Raw genomic sequence first — 24577 nt, 5'->3', positions numbered from 1 at the left:
ATTGTTGCGTCACGACAATGCAAATCAACCCTTCCCCTTGCAAATCAAGCACTTGGCGTTCTGGCACATCCCTTGCTAAAGATCATGCTATCGGTGCCTGACCAGCAGGCGCCGCAGCAGGCGGGCGGAGCACCTCAAACGGTGTGCCGCACGCCACCCAAGACCCAGCAAGGAGCCGCGCCGTGCCGACGACTATGGAAGAATCCACCACCCACGACAGCCTGGCCAATCATGGCTTGTTGCCCGGCCTGGCTGCCTTGCTAGAAGGCAACGCCGGCTGTGCCGATATCTGCATCGCCGTGCTCGACGGTCCCGTCGATACCAGCCACGACTGTTTTGCCGGCGCCAACCTGCAACTGCTTGACACCCTCGCCACGGGCTCCAGCGGCAATGGCCGGGCATCGCAGCACGGCACCCACGTCGCCAGCATCATCTTTGGCCAGCCAGGCAGCCCCGTCACGGGCCTGGTCCCCCGTTGTCGGGGTTTGATCCTGCCCATCTTTGCCGACCGCGCCGACGGCGCACTGACGCAATGTACGCAACTCGACCTGGCCCGCGCCATCACCCAGGCCGTCGAGCATGGCGCACACATCATCAACGTCAGCGGCGGTGAACTGTCCGACAGCGGCGCCGCCGATGGCCTGCTGCAAAAAGCCATACAGCTGTGCCATGAACGCAACGTCCTGCTGGTCGCTGCGGCAGGTAATGACGGCTGCGATTGCCTGCATATCCCCGCCTCCATCGAGTACACCCTGGTGGTCGGCGCCCTGGACCGGCAAGGTGCTCCCATGCCCAACAGCAACTGGGGCGAGGCCTATCGCGCGCGCGGCATCATGGCGCCCGGCACCGACATCCTCGGCGCCGCCCCCGCAGGGCGCGTGCTTGTCAACAGCGGCACCAGCTTTGCCACCCCGATCGTCTCGGCCATTGCAGCCTTGCTGCTATGCCGACAACACCAACATGGGGATCGTCCTGACCCTCGTGGAGTTTGCAGCGCACTGCTGCAAAGCGCAACGCGTTGCAACACCAATGGCGAGCTGGACTGTCGCCGCCTCCTGACTGGGACATTGAATGTGCCGGGCGCCACTCAACTTATATTATTAAAAGGGAAAATTGAAATGTCAGACGATACTGTGATTGAAGCGAGCCCAGCCAATGCCGACACTTCCGCGCAGGCGCATCCGCTCAGCGTTCCCATGCGGGAAACCCCCTCCCTGGCCAACCTCGCGGCCCCTTCCGGCGCAACGCGCCAAGGCATCAGCGCCTCCGGCATCGATGCCTCAGATTGCGGCTGCGGCGGCGGTGCGGCCAAGGGCCCGACGCTGGTATATGCGCTGGGCAACCTGGGCATCGACTTCGGCAGCGAAGCGCGCCACGATTCCTTTGTCCAGGCCATGCCCCCGGGCAGGAACAACCCGGACGATCCGCAGCAATTGATCGAATTCCTGCGCGCAAAGCCATATTTCCGCCAATCACTGACCTGGACTGTCAACCTGGACGCCACGCCGATTTACGCGATCGTGCCCGTCGGTCCGTATGCCGACCTGACCTATGAACTGCTGTTCGAGGCCTTTGTCGGCACGATCGATGGCAAGGTCGTCATGAATTCGTTTCCCGGCGTAATTGCGGGCGCCGCCAGGCTGATGTCCGGCCAGGTCGTGCCCGTGATTCAGCCAGCCATACGGGGCATGTTCAGCTGGAATGTCCCGGAACTGATCAGCAGCCTGATGGCGGCACAGGACAACCAGGAACTGAACAGCGACAACACGGGCGCGCGCCTGGAAAACTTCCTGAACCGTATCTACTACGACTTCCGCAACCTGGGCGTCACGGGCATGGACCGCGCCCTCAACTTCTCGGCCACGAATGCCATGCAGGCTGCGGAAATGCTGGCCAAAACCACCGGCATGCAGCTCGATACCATCGTGGTGCAACAGAGTCCCGTGTGCCGCCCGGGCTCCGAGTGCTACGACATCATCATGACCTTCTTCAACCCGGAAAATCTGCAGGTAGCCAACACGGTCGCCCGCTTCGCCGTCGACGTCAGCGATGTGATACCGGTCAGCGTCGGACCCGTGCGCTACTGGTCGCAGCGCTAACTGCCACGCCATTTGACTTGTCGGGGCACGTGGGCGCAGCGATGCGTGCACGCGCTTCAGCAAACGGTCGTTGGCGGGAAACGATCAGCACCGTACCCCTCGGTACACACATCCATTGTCGTTGCCCGCGGCGGCGCCACCACAAGGAGTTTTGAAATGAACAATCTGCCATTGCAAGCCAAAGCCGTTCAACGCAACCCCAGCATCTCCAGCATCAGCCAGGGTGTCGCCCCTTCCGGCATTGCCTGCACCCTGTGCCAAATGGGTTGCAGCGCCTTGAGCGGTATCGCACAGCAAGCCTGCATGGCTGCTTGCGCCGCCACCGTTTGCTGATCACGCCAGCAAGATAAAGCCATCCCGGCTAAACCCGGCATGCCTGCGGGCGATGAGTTTCTCGTCGCCCGTTCAGCGGGCCGGCATCATCCACAATTGAGGAATGACAGCGATGCGACTCCCATTACAAAGCCCGCCTGTTTCGCGCAGCGCGCGTGGCCCCATCAACGCACAAGCCAACGTACAAGCCAGCGGCCCGCACACCAGCGGCATGCAGCCGTCCGCCTGCGGACCGACCAACACCGGCCAAGGCCAGTGCTTCGATACGCACGGGCCGATAGGCGGACCGACAGCCCATAATTGCAGCGCCTGCTGCGCCCGGCGCGGCGCGATTCACTGGCAAGGCGTGAATGGCACCTTTGCCATCTGCCACTGAGCACCGATTCCGCTCGCCAGATTCCCGCCTCCTGGCCTCCGCCAGAAGCGGGAACTGCATTGACCGCAGTCCGGTCACGCCATGCGCTAAAACAAATCCAGCTGCCCCGCATTGCCCCCTTTTGCCGAGTTCCCCAACGGCGGCACCACCAGTGGCCGGCGGAACTGCGTGCAATCGAGCTGCTTGAAGCGGCCACCCTTGCCGTGCAAGCCCAGCCGATGCACGGCCTTTTCAAAGCGCTGACGGATGAGATCGGCCCACACGCCTTCGCCCCGCATGCGCATGCCGAACGCGCTGTCGTAATCCTTGCCGCCACGCATTTCGCGCACCCGGTTCATCACGCGCTGGGCCCGTTCCGGGAAATGCGCTTCCAGCCATTGCTGGAACAAGGGGCTCACTTCCCACGGCAGGCGCAGCACCACGTAATGGGCGTGGATGGCGCCCGCGTCGCGCACGGCTTCGAGCAGCTGCTCGATTTCCGGTTCCGTCACGAAAGGAATGATGGGCGCGATGCTCACGCCCACGGGGATGCCCGCCTCCGTCAGGGTGCGGATGGTGCGCAGCCGCCGCGCCGGGGCGGCTGCGCGCGGCTCCAGCGTGCGCGCGATGGCGGGATCGAGCGTGGTGACAGTGACGGCCACGGCCGCCAGGCGCCTGGCCGCCATGGGCGCGAGAATGTCGATGTCGCGTTCGATCAGCGACGATTTGGTGATCAGCGCCACAGGATGATCGCACTCGTGCAGAACTTCCAGCACGCGCCGCGTCAACTGCCGTTCGCGTTCGCACGGCTGATACGCATCGGTATTGACGCCCAGGGCGATCGGCTCGGCCACATACGACGGCTTGGCCAGTTCGCGCCGCAACAGCTCAGGGGCGTTCACCTTGGCGTAGATGCGGCTTTCGAAATCCAGGCCCGGCGACAGGCCCAGATAGCTGTGCGTGGGACGGGCAAAGCAGTAAATGCAGCCGTGTTCGCACCCCCGGTACGGATTCAGCGACACATTGAAGGGCAAATCGGGCGAAGCATTGCGCGTGAGGATGGTGCGCGCCTGCTCGTCGCTGACCTGCGTTTTCCAGCCCGGCGCCGCCTCCCCCTCCGCCGCATCCAGGCCACCCACGCTCCAGCCGTCATCGAAACCGGCGCGCGCCTGCGCCTCGTAGCGCCCTTGCAGGTTCGACACGGCACCGCGCCCCTTGAGGGCTTTCAGCGATTGCGGCGGCAACATGGCTTGCCCGGCGAAGCTGTCATCGTGCTCTGGAATGATTGCTTTCATGAACGGCCCCACTAACTGTATATACGTACAGTATACTATGCCGCTGTGCGGGCAAGATCAAGGGCTGGCGTGCTGCCGTTTCACGCTTTTTCACCATGCGGCATGACATAACTCAACTGCTGTTCGACAAAGCCGTCAAATGCCGTGATCAGGGGAACGAAGCGGGGCGCATCCTGCTCCAACTGCATCAGGGCATAGCAGGTCGCTTCCAGGGTCGATAACTGGTCTGGCGCGTGCGCCTTGCGAATCAGGTAATGGGAAGCGGGCGTATCGCGCAGTGGCAGGCGCGGCAACTGTTGCAACGAGGGATTCAGGTACAGCATCTTGCGGCTCTTGCGCCAGGTGGCGTCCAGCACCACCAGCTGCAATTGGCTCAAAAATCGGGCCGGATCGAGCAAGATGGCGGGGTCGAGCGCTGGCGGCGGCGCGATGCCCAGCGAACGGTCGCCGGGCGTATCCGGATACAGCAGCACATTGTGCTTGTCGGCCAGCAGTGCGGCGAGCGTATCGGGGGCAAACTGCTCGCCCGTCAGCATGCGGCTGTTGGGCAGGCTCAGGTGCAGCAAGCGGGCACTGCCCTTGGCGTTGTGGACTTCCAGCGGATGCTGCAGGATCAGCACGTCCACTGCATGGGCCACGGGGGCGATCCAGCGGCAGATGCAGCTGCTTGCGGCGCGCAGGCAGGCTGGGCAGCGTGCGCGTTTGGCGGGTTCAGCCAGGGAGGACGATGCGAAGGTAGAACTGGTAGAACTGGAGGTACGGCGGGTGGTCATGGCGGAGCGCGTTCGCGGCTGTCTTCAAGCCGCGATTGTAGCGCCCGCGCCAGGCCACGGGGAATCTGCGCTTAAAACTCTTCCCATTCGTCGGCGCCAGACGCCACCGGCGCCTTCGGCGCGCGTGCGCGCACAGCTTCCGCTGGCGCCGCCTTGCCCGGCGCGGCTGCGGGCTGTGCTGGCGCGCGCCGTACGGCCGCTTGCACGACAGGCCGCACGGCAGTTTTGACCGGCGCAGACGCTTTCACAGACGGGGCAGCACTGGCGGAAACAGAGTGCTGCGTGGCATCGAGCTTGAACACGCCCACCACGTCGGCCAGCTTGGCTGCCTGCTCCTGCATGGATTCAGCCGCCGCAGCGGCTTCTTCCACGAGGGCCGCGTTTTGCTGCGTCACCTGGTCCATCTGGCCGATGGCCTGGTTGACTTGTTCGATGCCTGCGCGCTGCTCATCGCTGGCATCGGTGATCTGGTTCATGATCTGCGTGACGTGGCTGATGCTTTGCACGATTTCGTCCATGGTGCGCCCCGCCTTGTCCACCAGTTGCGAACCGGCCTCGACCTTTTGCACGGAATCGTCGATCAAGCCCTTGATTTCCTTGGCCGCCGCGCTGGAGCGCTGCGCCAGGTTGCGCACCTCGGAAGCCACCACGGCAAAACCGCGGCCCTGCTCGCCAGCCCTGGCCGCTTCCACGGCCGCGTTCAGGGCCAGGATATTCGTCTGGAAGGCGATGGCGTCGATGACGCTGATGATGTCGACAATCTTGCGCGAGGAATCGTTGATCGAGCCCATGGTACTGACCACTTCCGACACCACCACGCCGCCCTTGCTGGCGATCTGCGAGGCGTCGATGGCCAGTTGATTCGCGCTGCGCGCATTGTCGGCATTGCGTTTCACGGTCGAGGTCAGCTCTTCCATCGAAGACGCCGTCTCTTCCAGCGAGCTGGCCTGCTCTTCCGTGCGCGATGACAAGTCCAGGTTGCCGGCGGCAATTTCGCTCGACGCGGTGCTGATTGATTCGGTGCCGACGCGCACCTGGCCGACGATACTGACCAGTTTATCGTTCATGTTTTTCAGCGCATGCATCAATTGCCCCGTTTCATCGCGGCTGTCCACCACGATATGGCTGGTCAGGTCGCCGGCGGAAACGGCTTCCGCCACCTCGACGGCGCGCGTGATGGGACGCGTGATCGAGCGCGTGATCCAGTAGGCGCAGGCGATGCCCAGCAAAATGGCGACCGCGCCCAGCGAGATCAGCAGCAAACGGCCATTTTCGTAGCGCGAACGGATTTGCGCGGCCGCTTCATCGAGCAATCTGGTTTCCAGCACGGCCAGCTTGTTCAGCGACGCCAGGTAAATGTCGCGCTTGGTGGCCATGTCGCCTTCATACAGGCGCTTGCCCAGTTCCAGGTCGCCCGCATTCTTGGCCTTGAACACATTCTTGCGCACTTCCGTGTACGCCTTGCGCGTGCTCAGCACTTCTTGGTATAGCGCCTGCTCTTCGGCGTTCAGCTCGCTCTTGCCGATAGCGTTCTGGATTTCCGTGGCGCGCGCCGACGAGACCGCCATTTCCTGTTCAAACTGCTTCTGGTGTTCGGGATCGCCCACTTTCCAGGCGGCCGCCGTGCGCGCCGCATTCACCTCGATGACCTTGGTCCATTCACCGATCAGGCGCTCATTGCGCACCTTGACATTGACCAGTGCATCGGTTTCCTTGCTGGCGCTTTGCATCTGCACGATGCCCACCACGGTCAGGCTCGTCAACAGCAGCAGGACGGCGGCAAAAGCGCCACCGAGGCGTACGCCGATTTTGAGGTTTTTCATTGCGTGATTCCTATCTGAAAAAACAATGCACAGACGCCACGAAACCGACTTGCTGCTACGTACCAATATAGCAGGCATCTGCCGTGCGGCAATCACGAGCGGCGACGCACGCTACCCAGCGTCGCCAGAATGGCAGCGCGCCGCAGCGCACCACTTTGGAGCAGATTGTGAGTGAATCAGGATGGTATTGCAAGAAATAACATGCAGAAAAGCAACAATTGCAAGGCGCTATGCCGCCGCGTACGGGCGGCTGGCAAGCATCGTCAGTTTTGCTTCACATAGATCAATTTTGACGTGTCGAAACCCAGCCCTCGGGCTTTCTCGACCAGCCGCTGCTGCAAGGCAGGGTCCATGGTCGGCGTGCGCGACAGCAACCACAAATATGATTTATCGGGGCCGCTGATCATGGAATAGCTGTAATCTTGCTGGTCCAAGTCAAACACGATGTAGGAACCATAGAAGGGACCGAAAAACGATACTTTCAGGTAGCCCACGTCTTTCTTGTCGACGAAATACGCCTTGCCTTCGGCTTCCTTCCACTTCGCGTCCGCCTCCTTGTAGCCGCGATTGAGTACTTTCAGGCCGCCATCCTGGCGCAGGCTGTAGTCGGCCGTCACATGGCTCAGGCCCCGTTCGAACGAGTGGTCGAGGCGCGCGATCTCATACCACTTCCCCAGATAGCGGGTCGTGTCGAAGTTCTTGACGGGATGAATATTCTCGGGCCGGCCCACACAGCCGGCCAGCACGAGCACACACAGGAACAACAGTTTTTTCATGGTCTTCTCCAGATGGTGAAATCAGGGCAGCAACGTCAGGGTAACAATGCACGGTCGACGATGCGGCGGATCGCGCCACTATTTTGCATGCGCACGATGGCGGTATTGAATTGCTCGATAAAGTCATCGCGATAGGGGTAGGCGGCCGGCCGGCGCACCGTGAAGCCCAGGTGGCCCTGCTGGCTGGCCAGCTGCGCCGTTTCCTCGATCGCCTGCATCGGCGCGCCCGGCGGACTCTCGCGCCCGATGCGCTGCAATTCCCACTGCGCCGACAGGCGGTCGCTGACATAGCAATCGATGCGCCCGCGCATCAGCTTGAGCAGATTCGTGCGCGTGCCCTTGGCCGGGTCAAGCACGATTTTTTCGGTGCGCAAGGACGCCGTCAGCGTCGCATCGCCAAGCAGGAAACCCGCGTTCACGCCGATGTGCAGGCCGCCATAATCGGCGGGCCACTGCCGCAGCGCGCGCCTGGCCAGCACGTCCTGGTTACACAGCACCACCAGCTGCTCCATCAGCAGCGGCACGGAATAGCGCACATACGGCCGTTCGCTGCGCCACGAATACGGCGGGTACAGGGCAAAGGCCTCGCCCGTCTGCAGCATCAGCAGCCCCCGCTTCCAGGGTACGGGGCGCAACTGCACCGCATACTGCGGCATCGCTTGCACCGCTTCGCGCACGATCTGCGTGTAGATGCCTTTCAGCTGGCCATTCTCGACGTAGGAGTACGGCGGATAATCGTCGTCGCCATAGATCACCAGCGGCGTCGGCGTCCCGGCCTGCGCGCTGGCAGCGATGAACAGGCATAGCGCGGCAGGCAACATGGGCATTCTGGGCATGCCCAAAGATTAGCATGGAAGCGCGACAAGCGATCATCCGTTCGCGCTGTTCGTGCCCAGCATCTCGTCGAGCTGCGCCAGGGTGCCCGAGTCCTTCACGACGGCGCGCAGCCACAGGTGCAGCGGCAGCTCGCCCCAGCTGGCGGCCTTGTCGGCCAGGTAGGCAACGGGGCTGTGCGGCTCCGTGCGGCGGAAGAAATCGGCCACCTGGCGCAGTTGGGCCAGCGCCTGCTGGCGCTGCACGATGGCGCCCCCGCCCCCGTCGGCGCCCTGGCCGGCGGCGGCCGGCGCAGCAGCGAAGTCCGCGCCGGGCGACAGCGGCGCGATGAAATGAATGACGTTTTCCAGCGCTTCGCGCGCGGCGCGAAAACTCGGGCCATCGGCACCGAAACGCGCATCGACGCTGCGTTCGAACGCCAGCAGCGACTGCATGCAGTATTGCGCATCGGCCAGCAAGCCGTCGGAAAAGGCGCGCGTATTCCTTTGCCGCGCCGCCTCCATCTGCGCCAGGGTCGCAGCGTCGTCGTGGCGCGTATCGCCCCAGCCCTGCTCCGCTGCGCCCTGCGCCAGGCTGGCCGCCGCGCGCTGGCGCGCCGCATCGAAATCCTGCAGCGCAAACAGGCCATCGGTGCCTTCCGTCAGCGGGATCTGGCGCAGCAGCTGCGGCGTGCGCGACAGCAACCAGAAGACATTGCCGATGCGCTGTTCCTGGTCGCCCTCTTCCGCCGGCGGGTACAGGCCTTCCCAATAGCGCTCACACAGGCCGGCCAACAGCGCGTAGCCATCGCCCAGGCCACGGAAGTGGCGCGTCTTCGCGTGGGCCTCGGCCAGCCACACGGCCACGCGCAAATCCTTGCTGCGCGCTGCGATCAGCTGTTCGCAGCGCGTCGCCACGAAAGGCCAGTCGGCTTCCTTCAGCGCCGTTACCCACTCGCCCTGGTCCAGACTCGGGTCATCGTGCTGGCGCGCGCGCGCGATGGCGTCGAGCTCCTGGCTGAAGGTGATGTCTTCGCCACATGGGCTGACGGCGCTGACGGGATGCAGCAACTGCTCCAGATTGAACATGGCGCTCTCCGCAAGGTGGATTATCGGATCGTGTACTTGAACTGCCCCTGCTTGCCGGCGCTGACGCGTATCGAGGCGATCGGCTCGCCTTCGGCCATGCGCGCCAGCACCGCTTCGGCAATCGCCGGCAGCAGGCTGCCGTTGAGAATTTGATCGACATTGCGCGCGCCCGAATCGACCTCGGTGCAGCGCGCCAGCACGGCGTCGACCAGGCCCGCGTCATGGCTGAACTGCGCCTGGTGGTTGCGCGCGATGCGCGCGCCGATATGCGCCAGTTTCAGGGCGATGATCTCGGCCAGCACCGCGTCGGTCAGGGGATAGAACGGCAGCACCTTCAGGCGCCCCAGCAAGGCCGGCTTGAAATGCGCCACCAGTTGCGGGCGCACCAGTTCTTCCAGCGCGGCCGGCGTGGGCAAGTCTTGCGCCGCACGGTTCAGGCAGGCGGCCATCATGGCGCCCGAACCCAGGTTCGAGGTGGCGATGATGACGGTGTTGCGAAAATCGACTTCGCGCCCTTCCGCATCATCGAGCACGCCCTTGTCGAAGACCTGGAAGAACAATTCCAGCACGTCGGGATGCGCTTTTTCCGCTTCGTCGAGCAGCACCACGCTGTAGGGCTGGCGCCGCACGGCTTCCGTCAGCACACCGCCCTCGCCATAGCCGACATAGCCGGGCGGCGAGCCTTTCAGGCCTGCCACGCTGTGCGCTTCCTGGTATTCGCTCATGTTGATGGTAATGAGCTTGCGCTCGCCGCCATACAGCAGGTCGGCCAGCGCCAGCGCCGTTTCCGTCTTGCCCGTGCCGGACGGTCCCGTGAACAGGAACACGGCTTGCGGCTTGTTCGGGTCGTCCAGGCTGGCGCGCGCCGTGCGCACGCGCTGCGCAACAGCCGCGATGACGTGGTCCTGCCCCAGCACCCGTTCGCGCAACGCGCCGTCCAGGGTCAGCACCGTGCGGATCTCGTCCTTCAGCATTTTCCCCAGCGGGATGCCGGTCCAGCCGGCGACGATGCCGGCCACCACCTGGGCGTCGACTTCCAGCGGCGACAGCGGCGCTTCTCCCTGCAGCGCCGCCAGTTCTTCCTTCAGCGCCAGCAGGCGCGCCGCGCCGATCTCACCCGGCCGCTCGCCGCGCAACTGCGCGCGCAAGTCGCCGATCTGCGCCACCAGCGTTTTTTCGCGCTCCCAGCGCTGTGCCAGCGCCGCGACTGCCGCCTGTCCTTCGTCATGCTCGCGCCGCAGCTGCGCCAGGCGCGCGGCGCCCGCTTTGTCGGGCGCTTCGCCCTCGGCCGCCTCACGGCTCAAGGCGGCGATTTCCGCGCCGATGCGTTCCTGCCGCCGGTTCGCGTTTTCCAGCTGCGCTGGCGTGGCGCGCTGGCCCAGCGCCACCTTGGCGCAGGCCGTATCGAGCACGCTGATGGCCTTGTCGGGCAACTGGCGCCCGCTGATATAACGGTGCGACAGGCGCACCGCCTCGACGATGGCGGCGTCGCGCACGCGGATGCCGAAATGGCGCTCCATCAGCGGCGCCATGGCGCGCAGCATGGCGCAGGCGATGTCCTCGCTTGGCTCTTCCACCTTCACCACCTGGAAGCGCCGCGCCAGCGCCGCATCCTTTTCAAAGTATTTTTTGTACTCGCTCCAGGTGGTGGCGGCAATCGTGCGCAGGGCGCCGCGCGCCAGCGCCGGTTTCAGCAGATTGGCCGCGTCGTTCTGCCCCGCCTGGCCACCGGCACCGATCATGGTGTGCGCCTCGTCGATGAAGAGGATGACGGGATGCGGGCTTTTCGCCACCTCATCGATGACGTTTTTCAGCCGGCTTTCGAATTCTCCCTTCACGCTGGCACCGGCCTGCAGCAAGCCCATGTCGAGCGCGTGGATGTGCGCGCCCTGCAGCACCTCGGGCACGTCGCCAGCCGCGATGCGCAAGGCCAGGCCTTCCACCACGGCCGTCTTGCCCACGCCCGCCTCGCCGGTGAGTATCGGATTATTCTGGCGCCGGCGCAGCAGGATGTCGACGGCCTGACGGATTTCCGCCTCGCGGCCGATCACGGGATCGAGCTTGCCGTCGCGCGCCAGCTGCGTCAGGTCGGTGGTGAACTGATCCAGCGCCGGGGTTTTGCTGGCCAAAGTCGCAAGCGGATCGTCGGGTGTCTCGGAAAGCTGCGGCACGGCCGCGCTGTCCTCCCCGGAGCCGGCCGTCAGCTTGTCCGGATGGTGCTTCAATTGCTCCACGCTGAAGCGGGCGAACAGCTTCGAGCCACGGTACGCGAGCTGCGACAGTTCCGGTTCCGTCAGCAGCGCCAATAACAGGTGGCGGCTGCGGATGGGTCCCGGCTGCGCCGTATCGAGCGAGGCGATCAGCCAGGCGTGCTCGAACAGCAGCGGCAAGTGGGGCGAAAACACGGGCGTGCGCGCACTACCCGTGCGGAAGCCGCCGATCTCGCGGCGCAAGTCCGCCTCCAGCGCCGTCAGGCTGATTTCGCTGCGCCGCGCGATGGTGACGAAATCGCTGCGCTCCTGCTCCAGCAGCGCCAGGAACAGGTGTTCGACATCGACTTCATACTGCCCCAGTCCCACGCAGATGCCGGCGGCGCGGGTGGCGGCCGTGCGCGACGTGTCATTCAGTTTGGCGATCAGGGTTTTCAAATGATTGCTCATGCGGCGGCTCCCTTGCGGTTGATCGAATAGCGCAGCGACGACGGCTGCAGCACGGCGTCGAAATTAACCGTCTCGCCACCGGACATCACGGCCAGGGTGCCGCTGATGACGAAGCCGACGCGGTTGATGCTGCCCGCTTCCCGCTCCAGGCGGGCGCGCACATTGCGCAGACGCGGTTCGTGGCGTTCGATGGCCGCCTTCAGCGCGGCGCAGATGCGGGCGCGGTCTTCGCTGCTGGACAAACACATGCCGGCGAAATCGATCAAGCCGTAGTTGACGATGGACGCCGCGCATTCCGGATAGGCGTCCAGCGCGCCGGGCGGCAGGGCCACGCGCGTGTTGAGCAGCTCTTCCAGGTCGCGCGCCACCGCATCCTTCAATTGTTCCAGCGACAGGCGCACCGCCACGCCGCCCGCCGCAGCGCCGTCGCCCATCAGGCGGTCGAACAGGCCGGGTACATAACTGTCCATGCGCTCTCCTGAAAAAACGGCGCGGCGCGCGGGCGTTGGTGGCCGCCGCGCGCCGCGCGCCATCGATCAAGCCACGCGGTTCGCGGCCAGGTCCCAGCCGCCCGAGGTATTGCCGCCGGCGCCGCCCGTCACTTTTTGCTGCGTGTATTTCCACTTCACTTTCGAGAACTTGAAGCCGACGTGTTCACCGAGAATGTCGCCTTCTTCCACGTTCGGCGTGACGGCGCCGATCAATACATTTTCGATTTCGATTTCAAAGTACTTGACGCGCTCGCCCTGGCCGTCGGCGCGCATGAATTCGAAGCGCGCCTTGGGAATGGTCTTGCCGGCCGAGCAGGTCTGCAGCAGCACCGGCGAGGCCAGGTCGGCCAGCTTGGAGATGACGATGTCCTTGTGCTCGCAGCGTTCGGCCGTGTGGCCGCCGCCCGTCGAGGCGGTGGCCGATTTCGGCTGCTCGACGCTCCAGCTGACCGATTTGCACTCGATCCAGTCCTTGTGCTTGTCATCGGTGGACTCGCCCTTGATGCCGTCTATCTGCAGATATACATCGATTGCCATGGTGTGCTCCTCTGGTTGAAAGATGGGTGGATCATGAATTGGTCGACTTCGGCAACTCCGCGACCAGTCGGAGCGAAACGGACAGCTCATCGAGCTGGAAATGGGGACGCAGGAACGACACGGCGCGATACACGCCGGGCCGGCCCGGCACTTCATGCACTTGCACGGACGCCTCGCGCAGCGGGAACTGCGCCTTCTGCTCCTGGCTGGCGTTATCGTCGAGCAGTACGTACTGCATCAGCCAGCGGTTCAGAAAATCTTCCACGTTGGAGGCGGCGGCAAAGCTGCCGATCTTGTCGCGCATCATGGCCTTCATGTAGTGGGCGATGCGCGAGACGGCAAAGATGTACTGCAGCTGCGACGACAGCACCGCGTTGGCATTGGCCGCGTCGCTGTTGTACTTGCGGCTCTTCTGCGCCGACTGCGCACCGAAAAATGCCGCGTACGCCGTGTTCTTGCAGTGCACCAGCGAGATGAAGCCCAGATCCGACAATTCCTTTTCGCGACGGTCGGTGATCGCCACTTCGGCCGGGCATTTCAGGGCCACGTCGCCCTCGTCCGTCTTGAAGGTGTGGGTCGGCAGGTCATCCACCAGGCCGCCGCCCTCCACGCCGCGGATGGCGGCGCACCAGCCGTAATCGGCGAACGCGCGCGTCAGCTTGCTGCCGAACGCATACGCGGCGTTACACCACAGGTATTTGTGATGGTCGCTGCCATCGACTTCCTCGACAAAATTGAAACCTTCGACGGTGGTGCCGTCGACGGGATTGAAGGGCAACCGGCCCAGGAAGCGCGGCAAGGTCAGGCCCACGTAGCGCGCATCCTCGGATTCGCGGAAGGCTTTCCATTTCGCGTACTCGATGGTGTCGAACACCTTGGCCAGGTCGCGCGGCTTGCCCAGGTCGCCGTAGCTTTCCAGGCCAAACAGTTCCGGCGCGGCCGAAGCGATGAAGGGTGCGTGCGCGGCGGCGGCGATGTGCGACATCTGCTCGACGAAATACATGTCTTCCGGCTGGCGCGAAATGGCGAAGTCGCCCAGCAGCGCGGCGAACGGCGCGCCGCCGAAGGTGCCGAACTCCTCTTCATACACCTTCTTGAACATGCTGCTCTGGTCGAACTCCAGCGCGGCCTGGAAATCCTTCACCAGTTCGCGCTTGGTGGCGTTGAACATGCGGATCTGCAGGCGGGTGCCCGTATCGGAATTGCCGACCAGGTAGCGCAGCCCCGTCCAGCTTTGTTCGAGCTGCTGGAACGGCGCCGCGTGCATGATTTCGCTGAGCTGGGCGGAGATCAGGCGGTCGATTTCCGCCACGCGCGCGTCCAGCGTCGCCGACAGGCTGCTGGACATCAGCACCGTGCCGTCGAGCACCTGCGCCACCAGTTCCGAGATCAGGTCGCGCGCGCGCGCATGCTCGGCGCCGGACTTGGCGACGCGGCTCTGCTCGACGATCTGGTCCAGCAAGTCGGTCGCAGCCGGGGCATCGGACACGGATACAGCAAGGACTTCTGGGGCTTCTGCCTGGGCGCTCATCTCAATCCTCCTGTGCAGGGAACTGCGGTTTCAGGCTGGCCAGGCTGTCCGTGTTGTTCAGCACTTCCGTCAGCAAATCTTCCAGCTTGTCGTTGCCGGCCAGCTTGTTGCGCAAGTCGGCCAGCTTGGTGCGCGCCTCGAGCAGCTTGCGCAAGGGGTCGACCTGGCGCACCACCGATTCCGGGCGAAAGTCATCCATCGAGCGGAAGTGCAGGTCGACGGCGAACGTGCCGCCCGCCTCGCTGATGCGGTTCGGCACGGCGAAACGCGCCACCGGCTCCACGCCGGCCAGCACTTCGTCGAAATTGTCGCTGTCGATGGCGACGAACTTGCGGTCCTTCAGGCGTTTTTTTTCGCTGTCCGGATTGCCGCCAAAGTCGCCCAGTACGCCAACCACGAAGGGCAGCTCCTTGTTTTCAATCGCGTCGCCAATCTCGACGTCATAGGTCATTTGCACGCGCGGCGCGCGTATCTTTTGCAGGCGTTTTTGCACGCTGTCGGACTTGGGCATGTCGCTTCCTTTGCAAAGGGATGGTGGGGATGCTGGCTTATTTCAAGCCGCTGAACGGGTCGGCCGCGCTGCCTGGCGCTGCCGCGCCCTTCGCCGCCGGCGTGCCGACGCTGGAACTGGAGCTGGCAGCGCGCTTGCCGGCCGCCGGCGCACGCCTGGCCGGCGGCACCAGCACGTCTTCGCCGATGCTGGCACGCAGCAGCTTGGCCAGCTCCTGCGCTTCCGAGCGCAGCGAGCCATTCAGATTGTTTTGCCGCGACAGGTCGGCCAGCGCCTTGCCGGACAGGCGCAAACCGCTGACGGCGACGATGCTGTTGGCGACCTTGTCATCCGGGTCGCGTTCCAGCGCTTCGAGCGCATGGCCGATGGCGTCGCCGTATTGGCCGCGGTCGAACTTCATCTGCGCCATTTGCAGCCACGGCGCCTTGTCGGCCGGGTAGCTGCTGCCACCGGCCTTGAGCAGGGTCATGGCGCGTTCGTACTGGCCGGCGCGCGCGGCCGCATCGGCGTCGCTCATCACTTGCGCCAGGGTCGGCGCGGCAGGTTTGGTGGGCGCCGGCTGGTCTGGCGTGGCGCAGGCGGCCAGCAGCAAGGCGCTGGCGAGGCAGGCAATACGGGGCAACATGGTGGCTGGCTTCATCGGGCATTCCTTCACGTGGAGGACGCTACCGCTGGGAAAGATGGGCGGCGCCTTGGTGGAGGCCATTATTGATCGCCAATTTTTTTGCCAGATTGAGATTAATCAGCAAAGAAGAAGTTCCACGCCACAGCGGGGTACAGCTCCATGAATCCTGATCTGGCGCAGTAATTGTCTTGATCGCAGGCGGACTTTGCGCCAACGCAAGTAGATCGCCGGTGCATGGGATTAAATGGCAGCAACACTTTTATTTCTCCCTCCCTTTGTAAAGCAAACCCATGCCATCTGACGCCTCTTTCCGCCTGGCGCGCGCCATCGCACTACTGCTGCCGGCCCTTTTGCTGGCCGGCTGCGCGGGCGGCGCCATCGGCACCCTGGCCAACGCGGCGCTGCAAATGGCCGGCGTGGCCAAGCCGCCGCCCGAACTGCCGGACGCGCAAAAACCGCCGCGCAACGTCAGCATCCGCCTGCACGCGGCGCAGCGCCTCAACACCGATGCCGAAGGCCGGCCGCTGGCGCTGGTGGCGCGCATCTACAAACTGCGCCAGAGCGCCGCCTTCGAGCAGGCCCCCTACGACAGCTTCCTCGACGCGCAGCGCGAAAAGGCCGCACTGGGCGCCGACCTGATGGAAGTCAAGGAGGTACTGCTGGTACCGGGCCAGCGCTACGAAGTGCAGGAAAAAGTCAGCAAGGAAGCATATTTCATCGGCGTCGTGGCCCTGTTCCGCGCGCCAGCGGCACAGCGCTGGCGCGCCACCTTTGGCGCTGCCGACGCGGAACGCGGCGGCATCACCGTCGGCCTGCACGCCTGCGCGCTGAGCGTCAGCGGCACGTCCACGCTGTCAAGCCCGCGCTGCCAGTAGCGCAAACACACGCCACACACTCAAAGGAGAAACGCGATGGGCATGGCAGCGAAAGTCTTGTGGGGAGAGGGCCTGTTCCTGCGGCCGCAGCATTTCCAGCGCCAGGATCAGTATCACGAAGCACGCCTGCATCACACGGCCAGTGCGCTGCATCCCTACCTGTGGGGCGTGGCGCATCTGCAGTGGGACCTGGCGGCGCTGCAGACGGGCACCTTGCGCCTGCTGGCCCTGTCGGCGATCTTCCGCGACGGCGAAGTGTTCGAGGCGCTGGGCGACGGCGCACCGGGCAGCGATACCCTGCCCCCGCCGGTGGACCTGGAAGCGCTGCCGCCAGCGGTGCAGGAAGTGACGTACTACGCGGCGCTGCCCATCCTTAACCGCGAAGGCATGAATTACACGGCGCAGGAATCAAAGGCAGGTACGCCGGCGGCCACGCGCTTTGCGCACGCCATGCGCGCCACGCCCGACCTGTTTACGGAGTCCGCCGTCGCCGACGTGGCCTACCTGAAGAAAACCGTGCGCCTGATTCCCGACAGCGAAGCGCGCGGCTCCTACGACTGCCTGCCGCTGATCGCCCTGCGGCGCACGGTGTCGGGCGGCTTCGAGCCCGTACCCTCGTTCATGGCGCCCAGCCTGGCGATCGCCGGCGCGCCGCGCCTGCAAGGCGTGCTGGAACACCTGCTCGACGCGCTGCAGGCGAAAGTGAGCGCGCTGCACGGCCACCACCGCGAGCCGAGCCGCAACGTGATCGAATTCCGCTCGGGTGACGTGTCCTCGTTCTGGCTGCTGCACACGGTCAGCACGGCCGCCGCCGCACTGATGCACTATGTGCGCCATCCGGCCCTGCATCCGGAGCGCCTGTACGAGGCGCTGCTGGGCCTGGCGGGCGGCTTGCTCAGCTACTCCAAGCACTACACCCTGGCCAGCCTGCCCGCCTACGACCACGCGCAGCCGGGCGCCTGCTTCGACGCCATCGACGCGATCATCCGCGAACTGCTCGATACCGTCATCTCGTCGAAGTATTTTTCCATCGCCCTGCTGGAGGACAAGCCGTCGTATTACCTGGGCAAGCTCGATTCGGGCAAGATCGACCAGCACACCACCCTGTACCTGGCGATACGCGCCGCCATGCCCGCCATCGAGCTGGTGGATGTGGTGCCGCTGCGGGTAAAAGTGGGGGCGCCCGACGACGTCGAAAAATGCGTGCTCACGGCCATGCCCGGCCTCAAATTGTCGCATGCGCCGCAAGTGCCGGCGGCCATTCCCGTGCGCCCCGACACCTATTACTTTGCGCTTGAAAACCGCGGTGCCCTGTATGAACAGATGCTCAAGGCGCAGTCGATTTCCGTCTACGTGCCGGCCGGCATACGCGACCTGCAGCTGGAACTGATCGCGGTGACGGCATGAGCCAGCTCATCGAACGGCGCGCGGCGCCCTCCCTGCTGGGACCACGTGGTGCCGCCCCTGCAGGCAACAGCCGGCAGGCCGGCAGCGCCCTGCTGGACCTGATGCACGAAGGCTTTTACATGCTGTTCATGCTGAAGCACGGTTCGGCGCCCGGCGACGAGCAAAGCTTCATGGAGCGCATCACGGCCTTCCTCGGCGACTTCGAACGCGAAGCGAAAAAGATCCGCGCCGATGGCGATGATATCGAGGCGGCCAAGTATGCATTTTGCGCGGCCGTCGATGAAATCATCCTGGCCTCGCCGTTCACCCTGCGCAAGCAGTGGGAAAGGCGCCCGCTGCAGCTGCTGATCTTTGGCGACCAGCTGGCGGGCGAACATTTTTTCGACCGCCTCGACGCTTTGCGCGGCAAGGGTGCCATGCGCGTACAGGCGCTGCAGGTTTTCCACATGTGTTTATTACTGGGATTCCAGGGCAAGTATGCGATCGATGGCGGCGAAAAACTCAGCTACCTGACGGCGCGCCTGGGCGACGAAATCGCCCACATCAAGGGCAAGAGCCGTGGCTTCGCGCCGCGCGCGGAACGCCCCGACCAGGTGATCAACAAACGCGGCAGCGACGTGCCGCTGTGGGCGCTGTCGAGCTTTTTCGCCCTGCTGGCCATCTGCGCCTACCTGGGCCTGAAGACGCATCTGACGCGCGGCACGCAAACGACCCTGGCCGCGTATGCGGACCTGGTCAAACTGGCGCCAAGCCCAGCACACCTGACCATCACCCTGCCCTGAACACCTCACAAAACCTACTGCGCGTCGGTTTTGTGAGGTGTCAACCCAATCTACTGCGCCATCCTGAACTCGATGCGCCGGTTTCTCGCCCGGCCATCGGCCGTGGCGTTGCTGGCCACGGGGCGGTCCGGACCCTGGCCCGACACCAGCACCGACTCGGCCACGATGCCCTTGCTGGCCAGATAGGTGCGCACGGCTTCGGCGCGCGCCTGGCTCAGGGCCACATTGCTGGCGCGCAGGCCCGTGTCGTCCGTATGGCCGATCACCTCCACCTTGCGTCCCCGCAGCTTGAGCATGACGGCCGCCATCTCGTCGAGGATGGCCAGGCCGGCCGGCGTGATGGACGCCTTGCCGCTGTCGAATTCGATGATGCGCTTGTCCAGCGCCGCATCGAGCAAGCCCTGCTCGGCCTCGGCCGCCTTGACGCGCAAGCCATTGTTGACGGTGTAGGTGGGATTGAGGCTGGTGGCGATGTCGCTGGCGATCTGCTGGCGCTGCGCCTCGTTCGCCACTTCGCCGCGCACGCTGACGTTGTTGCCGGCGATGCTGATCTGCCCCCGTGAAATGAGCTTCAGGTTCGGCGCGATCAATTTTTGCACGTAGGCGTTCCAGTTGGCCGGCACGGCCACGTTGCCGATGGCGATCTGGTCGACCACGCGCTCGGCGCCATACAGTTCGCGCAGGCGGGCCAGCACGGCCGCCTTGCCCGCCTCGTCGGCCAGGGTGCCCGTGACGAGGATCTGCCCCGGCATCGGCGTCTGGGGCGCTTGCGCTTGCGCGTGGCAGGGAATGGCCGCGGCAAGCAGCGGCAGCAGGAAAATGTGAGATTTCATCGCAATCCTTCAGGCAAAGGTGGCGGCAAACATGGCGCAGGCCGAGCGCAGCGACAACTGCTCCTGCTGCAGGCAGGCGGAAAACTGGCGCAGCGCCGCAGCGTCTCCCAGCTGCTCCTCGACCCAGTCGAGCTGGTCGAACACGATCAGCCGTTCGCTGCCAGCCTGCGGATCGATCAGCGCGCGCAAGCCGTGCGGGTCGGCGCCGCAAAAACCGATCACCAGCACGGGCGCCTCGTCGAGGTGGGAAAAAAACAGCGCCAGTTCGAAATCGGCCTGGCGCAGGAAAGGCGCGATCAGGTGCAGCCAGAAGCTGGCCACCAGCTCGCGCAGCTGCACCTCCTGCGGCAGCGGCAGCACCAGGCTTTTCTCCAGACGCGGCAAGCCGCTCTGGCGCACCGGCTGCAGCAGCAGGCCCAGACCCAGCAGCAATTCACGCACCGTCACGGGGAACGCGGGCGAAGCCAGCATGGTCTGCAAGCCGTGCACGGTCTGCGCCTGCAAAAAGGCGGCCAGCCGCGCCGCGTGGCACGCTGCGGCCGGTTCGACTTCGACCACGTTGCCGGCCAGCGCCAGCAGCGCCGGACCCGGTTCGGCGCTGGCCACGATGCCTTGCGAGAGCTGCTCCACGCGCTGCCACAGCGGCGCCAGCGCCAGCGGGCTGCAAGCGACAAAGGCTTCGGCGTCATCGACTTCCAGCGCGCCCATGGCCATGAAGGGAAAGCGCCGCAGCGACTGGTCGTTGCTCGCTTCCAGGCGTCCGGCGATGGCGCGCCGGCTGCGCGTGCCGACAAAGGCAAAGCGCAGCGGCGGCAGGGCATCGTAATTGAGCTTCCAGCGCGGTTCCACCGTCAGGGCAGTCATGACCTGCGCCAGCCAGTCGTCAAGCAGCTGCACCAGCGCGTGATTGTCGCAAGCCTTGATGAAATCGCCGCGCGCGGGGATCTTGCCGAAGTAGCCGAGGCGCACCTGCTGTTGCGCGCGCGTCATGGCGACACTCCCGCCGCCGCAACGGCGGCAATGGCCGGCACGGGTGCCGCAGCGCCAACGATAGTCTCGGGCAGCTGCATGCCACGAAAACCCTGCTCCTGCACCGCAGTGGCGGCACCGGCGCCCGTCGTTTCCGCGCTGCTGGTGATTTTCAGGTCGACCGCCACGGCCACCTCGCCGCGCGCCCAGCGCAGTTCGAACACGCCGCCGTCCTTGCGCTTTTTGGTGGCCGCATCGATCATGCGCTTCAAGCCGAATTGCCCCGGCTCGTTGAACAGTTCCACCGTGCGCCCGTCGAAGGTGACGGCCGTGATGCGCGCCCCTTGCATGCCCGATGCGCCTTGCGGGCCGGGATGGAGCATGTTCGTCCACTGCGCCGGGGTGTTGCGGTAGCGCAGCTGCTGGCCGTCGATCTCCACCGTGTATTCCAGGGTGCCCGGCGCGGGCGACGGCTGGATCTGGAACACGGTTTGCGCCGCCGTCGACGTGGCCGCCACGCCGCCCGCGCCCAGCGGCGCGATCCAGCCGGGAAAGCGCGCCACCACCTGCGGCGACAGGCTGATGCCCATGTCGGCCCAGGTGCGCGGCGCCAGCATGTCGCCGCGCCGCACCACGAGGGGGCCCATCGAGGTGGTGACGAATTTCGCCACCAGGCCTTCCGGGCCGAAGAACTGGCCGATTTCCAGGTTGCTCGCCTCGATGCGCGCCGTGGGCGCGAACGGATACTTGTTGGCCAGCGATTTCTGGAACGGTTCATATACCTGCGCCGCCCAGGTCTTGTTGATATCGAGTTCGGCCGGCGCGACGATGACGGCAAAGGTCTGCATCAGCGGGCGCACGAGGATAGGGCGAATCGCCTGCTTTTGCGCGTCGCTCATCCCCGTGAGCATCTGCTCGTCGACCAGTTTCAGGGTGTCGGCCAGTTCGGAACCACTTCCCTCCAGCGTCTGCTGCATGAACTGGCGCGCACCCGGCCCCGCGTCGCCCTGGTTCTTCAGCAAGTTCAAACGGCTGCGCAGTTTCGACAGCGCTTCCAGGTAGGCGCGCATCAGCGAGGCGTTGTTGTCTCTGGCCGCCACCAGCTTGCCCACGCCGGCAAATTCGCGCCCCACGGGACCCATCGGTTTATCCAGGCGGGCCGGGTCGATCTGCGCATTCACGCCCGGATTGACCGTCAGCTGCGATGGCGCGCGGCGCAGTACGGTTTCCTTGAACCAGGCGATGATGCCCCGCTCGGCCTTGCGCAATTGCGCATTCTGCAGCGCCGGGTTGTCCCACGAGGTTTCCTCGTAAATGGCCGTGAGCAGTTTGGCAATCGGCGACGCTTGCGGGTCACCCAGGCGGTTCATCGCCTGCACGGCGCCGTCAAAGCCTTTCAGGTCGGCGACGGCGACACCCTGCACGAATTTTTGCCATTCACGCGCGTAGTCGGCCTTGTACATGGCCACCAGGTTTTTCTCGATCTGTTCCGGACTGCCTTCCAGGGTCAGGTCGTCGGTGGAAGCGCTTTTCAGCACCCAGTCGGCGCTTTGCAGCTCGCGGTTGGCGGCGTCGCGAAACGCTCCCTCGACGAACTTTTCCCAAGCCTGGCGCGTAAAGGCGCCGGAGACAGCGTAACTGCCCGCCAGCAGCGCCTGATCCTGTTCGCCGACGATGCGCGCCACCGTCATGCCAGGAAAACGCGTCGAGGCGCGCGCGCGAATGTCGGCATACACGCGCTCGCGCGCCGGCATGCCGCGCACCACGCGGCGCAGGTTTTCGCGTGCCTGGTCGACCAGCGCCAGCTTCTGCTCGATGCGCGGCCAGGACGGATCGCCGATCTGCGCCAGGTAAAACGTCAGCAGCCGTTCGGCGCTGCGTATCATCTGCTCGCGCGGCATGGCGCCCCGGTTGCCTTCCAGCCAGCCGCGCCAGAAACGCGTCAGCTGGTCGTTCAGGTGGCTGCTCTCGGCATGCGTCTTGTCGGCCAGCATCAGATAGGTTTTCAGTGCGTTGTAGGCATCTTCCACATTCGTCGCGCTGGCCGCCTGGTACTGGACATTGCGTGGCGCAGAGGATGCGGCGGCCGGTGTCTGCGGCGTGCGCGCCGTGGGCTGCAACTGGTCGGCGCTGGCGTTCATCTCGAACAACAAGGCTTCCAGCGCGCCCGCCACGGGGTCCAGCATGACCTGGCGCGCGCCGGCAAAATATTCCTCGCGCAGCTTGCGTTCAAGTAACTCACCCTGGTACAGGCCCAGGCGCAAGGACCAGGGCCGTTGCGTGCGGTACGCTTCCAGCTGCTCGATGCGGTCCTGCAAGATCTCCAGCGCTTCCAGGCGCGACTGCAAGTCCAGCCGGCGCTCCTGCAGTTTCACCACTTTGTTCAGATCGGCCTCGACATTGGCCACCAGTTGCCGGTTGCCCAGGTAGGACCAGCTCCAGCCGCCCAGGCAGGCGCCCAGCGACACCGTCGCGGCAAAGAACACGGCGTACTTGAAGCGCAGCTTGGCGCGGTTGGCATAGTTGGCCACCAGGTGCTTGTCGGCAAAAATCACCTTGCGGAACAGTTCCAGCAGAAAAAAGCCATGCTGGCGCGCACCGGACGGCGCTGCGACCGGGGCCGGCGCGTAGGCCAGGTCGAAGCGGCGCGCCACCTGCTGCGAAGAGGCACTCACGGGCTCGCCCTCCTGCAACGCGCTGGTGAAATAAAAGCCGCGGAACACGGGCTGGAACTGGAATGGGTTTTCCTCGAACAGGGTGGCGATGAAGGCGCGCAGGGCCGGCTTGATGGCGGCAAATTCCAGCGGAAAGGTGAATACGCCCGGCGCCATCGTCTTGCGTTGCCGGTGTGCCATGTTGGCCAGGCTCAGCTCCGTCAAGCCATCGTGCAATTCATCGAAACTCTGGTCGAAAAACGCCAGCAGGTCGGCCGTGGGCAGCTTGCGCTGGTAAGGCATGGTGGCGCCCCAGACGCGCTCGCGCTCGCTACGTTCGGCATCGGCAAAAAACTCCGTGAAGCCGGCGATCAGGTCCGCCTTGGTAAACACGATGTACAGGGGCGCGAACACTTCCAGGCGTTCGATGACGTCCTGCACGCGCTTGCGCAGGCTGCGCGCCAGTTGCATGCCCACGTCGGGGTCGCCTTTCAATTCGGCGATGCTGACGGCGATGAGGATGCCGTTGACGGGTGCCTTGCGCCGGTATTTTTTCAGCAGGTCGAGAAAGCCGAACCATTCGCCGCGATGCTCGTCGACGATAGAATAACGTCCCGCCGTATCGAGCACGATGCCATCCGTGGTGAAAAACCAGTCGCAGTTGCGCGTGCCGCCCACGCCTTGCACGACCTTGCCGTCGGCGAAGGGGAATTGCAAGCCCGAATGCAGGATGGCGCTGCTCTTGCCGGCGGCCGGATTGCCGATGATCATGTACCACGGCAATTCGTACAGGGCGGCGGCGCCTGATTTGAGGCCCAGCTTGGACGTCTTGATAGTCTCGATGGCAGCCAGCATGCCCGTGCGCACGGCGTCGAGTTCACCGTGCTGGGTGCTGTTGGCCGTCGAGGCCGAGGCCGCTTGCGCGGCGGCGATCTCGGCTTCGTTGAGGATGGCTTGTCCCAGCGCCTGGGCATTGTGCCGCGCGCGGCGCCGGCGCCACAGCCACAGGCCCAGCCAGGTGACAAAGGCCAGCAACAGCAAGGCCAGCGCCCAGATCAGCGCCACTTCCAGCACCTCGGCCCCCAGGTACAGGAACACGGCCAGCGCCACGAAGCCGAGGATGGTCAGATTGCGGCTGTCGGTGAGGAAATACCAGATTCGTCGCAGCATGATGAGCCCAGGGTGAGGTCGCAAAGCAAGCGGATTCGACCCATGCTGACAGCAAGTCGGCGCGTCTTTGTTGACATATGACAAGTACCAGGCGCCAGCGCACGGCAGGCGCTGGCGTGCCATTGACACTGCGCAAGTAAGCTTGCAGCTGTGAAAATGATGGCGCGGCGCGGCGCT

At 64.8% G+C, this 24577-nt stretch carries 21 protein-coding genes; 6 read left to right on the top strand and 15 right to left on the bottom strand.

What is annotated here, in order from left to right; translation table 11 throughout:
* Positions 1–182: 182 nt before the first annotated feature.
* From ACP7EG_RS02690 to ACP7EG_RS02680, 3 genes are all read left to right on the top strand, one after another.
* Positions 183–2099 carry a PatA/PatG family cyanobactin maturation protease gene (locus ACP7EG_RS02690; protein WP_426086318.1) on the top strand — a complete coding sequence of 639 codons (1917 nt, stop codon included), beginning with the start codon at positions 183–185 and terminating at the stop codon, positions 2097–2099.
* A 156-nt stretch (positions 2100–2255) separates the two neighbouring features.
* Positions 2256–2432 (top strand): hypothetical protein, encoded by a 177-nt coding sequence (locus ACP7EG_RS02685; protein ID WP_426086316.1) that lies wholly within the window; start codon positions 2256–2258, stop codon positions 2430–2432.
* Between the two features lie 112 nt (positions 2433–2544).
* Positions 2545–2808, top strand: a complete 264-nt coding sequence (locus ACP7EG_RS02680; protein WP_426086315.1) for a hypothetical protein — start codon at positions 2545–2547, stop codon at positions 2806–2808.
* A gap of 86 nt (positions 2809–2894) precedes the next feature.
* On the opposite strand, the gene ACP7EG_RS02675 is transcribed toward ACP7EG_RS02680, so the two are convergent.
* From ACP7EG_RS02675 to ACP7EG_RS02620, 12 genes are all read right to left on the bottom strand, one after another.
* On the bottom strand, positions 2895–4034 hold the full coding sequence (locus ACP7EG_RS02675; protein ID WP_426087122.1) for a PA0069 family radical SAM protein: 1140 nt from the start codon (positions 4032–4034) through the stop codon (positions 2895–2897).
* A 128-nt stretch (positions 4035–4162) separates the two neighbouring features.
* The gene (locus ACP7EG_RS02670) at positions 4163–4855 is read right to left on the bottom strand and encodes a tRNA-uridine aminocarboxypropyltransferase (RefSeq protein WP_426086314.1); all 693 of its coding nucleotides are present in this window, start codon (positions 4853–4855) and stop codon (positions 4163–4165) included.
* Between the two features lie 71 nt (positions 4856–4926).
* Positions 4927–6678: a methyl-accepting chemotaxis protein gene (locus ACP7EG_RS02665; RefSeq protein WP_426086313.1), complete on the bottom strand. Its 1752-nt coding sequence runs from the start codon at positions 6676–6678 to the stop codon at positions 4927–4929.
* A gap of 263 nt (positions 6679–6941) precedes the next feature.
* Positions 6942–7454, bottom strand: coding sequence for a lipocalin family protein (locus ACP7EG_RS02660; protein WP_426086312.1), 513 nt, complete (start codon positions 7452–7454; stop codon positions 6942–6944).
* A gap of 35 nt (positions 7455–7489) precedes the next feature.
* Complete coding sequence (locus ACP7EG_RS02655; protein ID WP_426086311.1) at positions 7490–8275, bottom strand: substrate-binding periplasmic protein; 786 nt, start codon at positions 8273–8275, stop codon at positions 7490–7492.
* A gap of 48 nt (positions 8276–8323) precedes the next feature.
* Positions 8324–9355, bottom strand: coding sequence for a type VI secretion system protein TssA (gene tssA, locus ACP7EG_RS02650; protein WP_426086310.1), 1032 nt, complete (start codon positions 9353–9355; stop codon positions 8324–8326).
* 20 nt (positions 9356–9375) lie between these two features.
* Positions 9376–12015, bottom strand: coding sequence for a type VI secretion system ATPase TssH (gene tssH, locus ACP7EG_RS02645; RefSeq protein WP_426086309.1), 2640 nt, complete (start codon positions 12013–12015; stop codon positions 9376–9378).
* Positions 12012–12485: a type VI secretion system baseplate subunit TssE gene (tssE, locus tag ACP7EG_RS02640; protein WP_426086308.1), complete on the bottom strand. Its 474-nt coding sequence runs from the start codon at positions 12483–12485 to the stop codon at positions 12012–12014. The genes tssH and tssE overlap by 4 nt, the downstream gene beginning before the upstream one ends.
* Before the next feature lie 66 nt (positions 12486–12551).
* The gene (locus ACP7EG_RS02635) at positions 12552–13043 is read right to left on the bottom strand and encodes an Hcp family type VI secretion system effector (RefSeq protein WP_034750126.1); all 492 of its coding nucleotides are present in this window, start codon (positions 13041–13043) and stop codon (positions 12552–12554) included.
* 31 nt (positions 13044–13074) lie between these two features.
* A complete protein-coding gene (tssC, locus tag ACP7EG_RS02630; RefSeq protein WP_426086307.1) occupies positions 13075–14574 on the bottom strand; it encodes a type VI secretion system contractile sheath large subunit in 1500 nt (499 codons plus the stop codon).
* A 1-nt stretch (position 14575) separates the two neighbouring features.
* The gene (gene tssB / locus ACP7EG_RS02625; protein ID WP_426086306.1) at positions 14576–15085 is read right to left on the bottom strand and encodes a type VI secretion system contractile sheath small subunit; all 510 of its coding nucleotides are present in this window, start codon (positions 15083–15085) and stop codon (positions 14576–14578) included.
* Positions 15086–15122: 37 nt separating this feature from the next.
* Positions 15123–15725 carry a hypothetical protein gene (locus tag ACP7EG_RS02620; protein ID WP_426086305.1) on the bottom strand — a complete coding sequence of 201 codons (603 nt, stop codon included), beginning with the start codon at positions 15723–15725 and terminating at the stop codon, positions 15123–15125.
* Positions 15726–16000: 275 nt separating this feature from the next.
* Between ACP7EG_RS02620 and tssJ the strand changes: the two genes are divergently transcribed.
* Genes tssJ through icmH form a run of 3 tightly spaced genes read left to right on the top strand, consistent with a single transcriptional unit; the run spans position 16001 to position 18774 of the window.
* Positions 16001–16585, top strand: coding sequence for a type VI secretion system lipoprotein TssJ (gene tssJ, locus ACP7EG_RS02615; RefSeq protein ID WP_426086304.1), 585 nt, complete (start codon positions 16001–16003; stop codon positions 16583–16585).
* A gap of 36 nt (positions 16586–16621) precedes the next feature.
* The gene (tssK, locus tag ACP7EG_RS02610) at positions 16622–17992 is read left to right on the top strand and encodes a type VI secretion system baseplate subunit TssK (protein ID WP_426086303.1); all 1371 of its coding nucleotides are present in this window, start codon (positions 16622–16624) and stop codon (positions 17990–17992) included.
* On the top strand, positions 17989–18774 hold the full coding sequence (icmH, locus tag ACP7EG_RS02605) for a type IVB secretion system protein IcmH/DotU (RefSeq protein ID WP_426086302.1): 786 nt from the start codon (positions 17989–17991) through the stop codon (positions 18772–18774). Before tssK ends, icmH begins: the two co-directional genes overlap by 4 nt.
* Positions 18775–18824: 50 nt before the next feature.
* On the opposite strand, the gene ACP7EG_RS02600 is transcribed toward icmH, so the two are convergent.
* The 3 genes from ACP7EG_RS02600 to tssM are packed head-to-tail and all read right to left on the bottom strand — an operon-like array spanning position 18825 to position 24400.
* The gene (locus tag ACP7EG_RS02600; RefSeq protein WP_426086301.1) at positions 18825–19607 is read right to left on the bottom strand and encodes an OmpA family protein; all 783 of its coding nucleotides are present in this window, start codon (positions 19605–19607) and stop codon (positions 18825–18827) included.
* A 9-nt stretch (positions 19608–19616) separates the two neighbouring features.
* The gene (gene tagF, locus ACP7EG_RS02595; protein ID WP_426086300.1) at positions 19617–20597 is read right to left on the bottom strand and encodes a type VI secretion system-associated protein TagF; all 981 of its coding nucleotides are present in this window, start codon (positions 20595–20597) and stop codon (positions 19617–19619) included.
* On the bottom strand, positions 20594–24400 hold the full coding sequence (gene tssM / locus ACP7EG_RS02590) for a type VI secretion system membrane subunit TssM (protein WP_426086299.1): 3807 nt from the start codon (positions 24398–24400) through the stop codon (positions 20594–20596). Before tssM ends, tagF begins: the two co-directional genes overlap by 4 nt.
* Positions 24401–24577 lie beyond the last annotated feature (177 nt).

The sequence above is a fragment of the Janthinobacterium sp. PSPC1-1 genome, from assembly GCF_049897625.1.
Classification (GTDB): Bacteria; Pseudomonadota; Gammaproteobacteria; order Burkholderiales; family Burkholderiaceae_D; genus Janthinobacterium; species Janthinobacterium tructae.
Note: the sequence above shows the minus strand (reverse complement) of the source record. Positions and strands in the feature narration are given on the sequence as shown.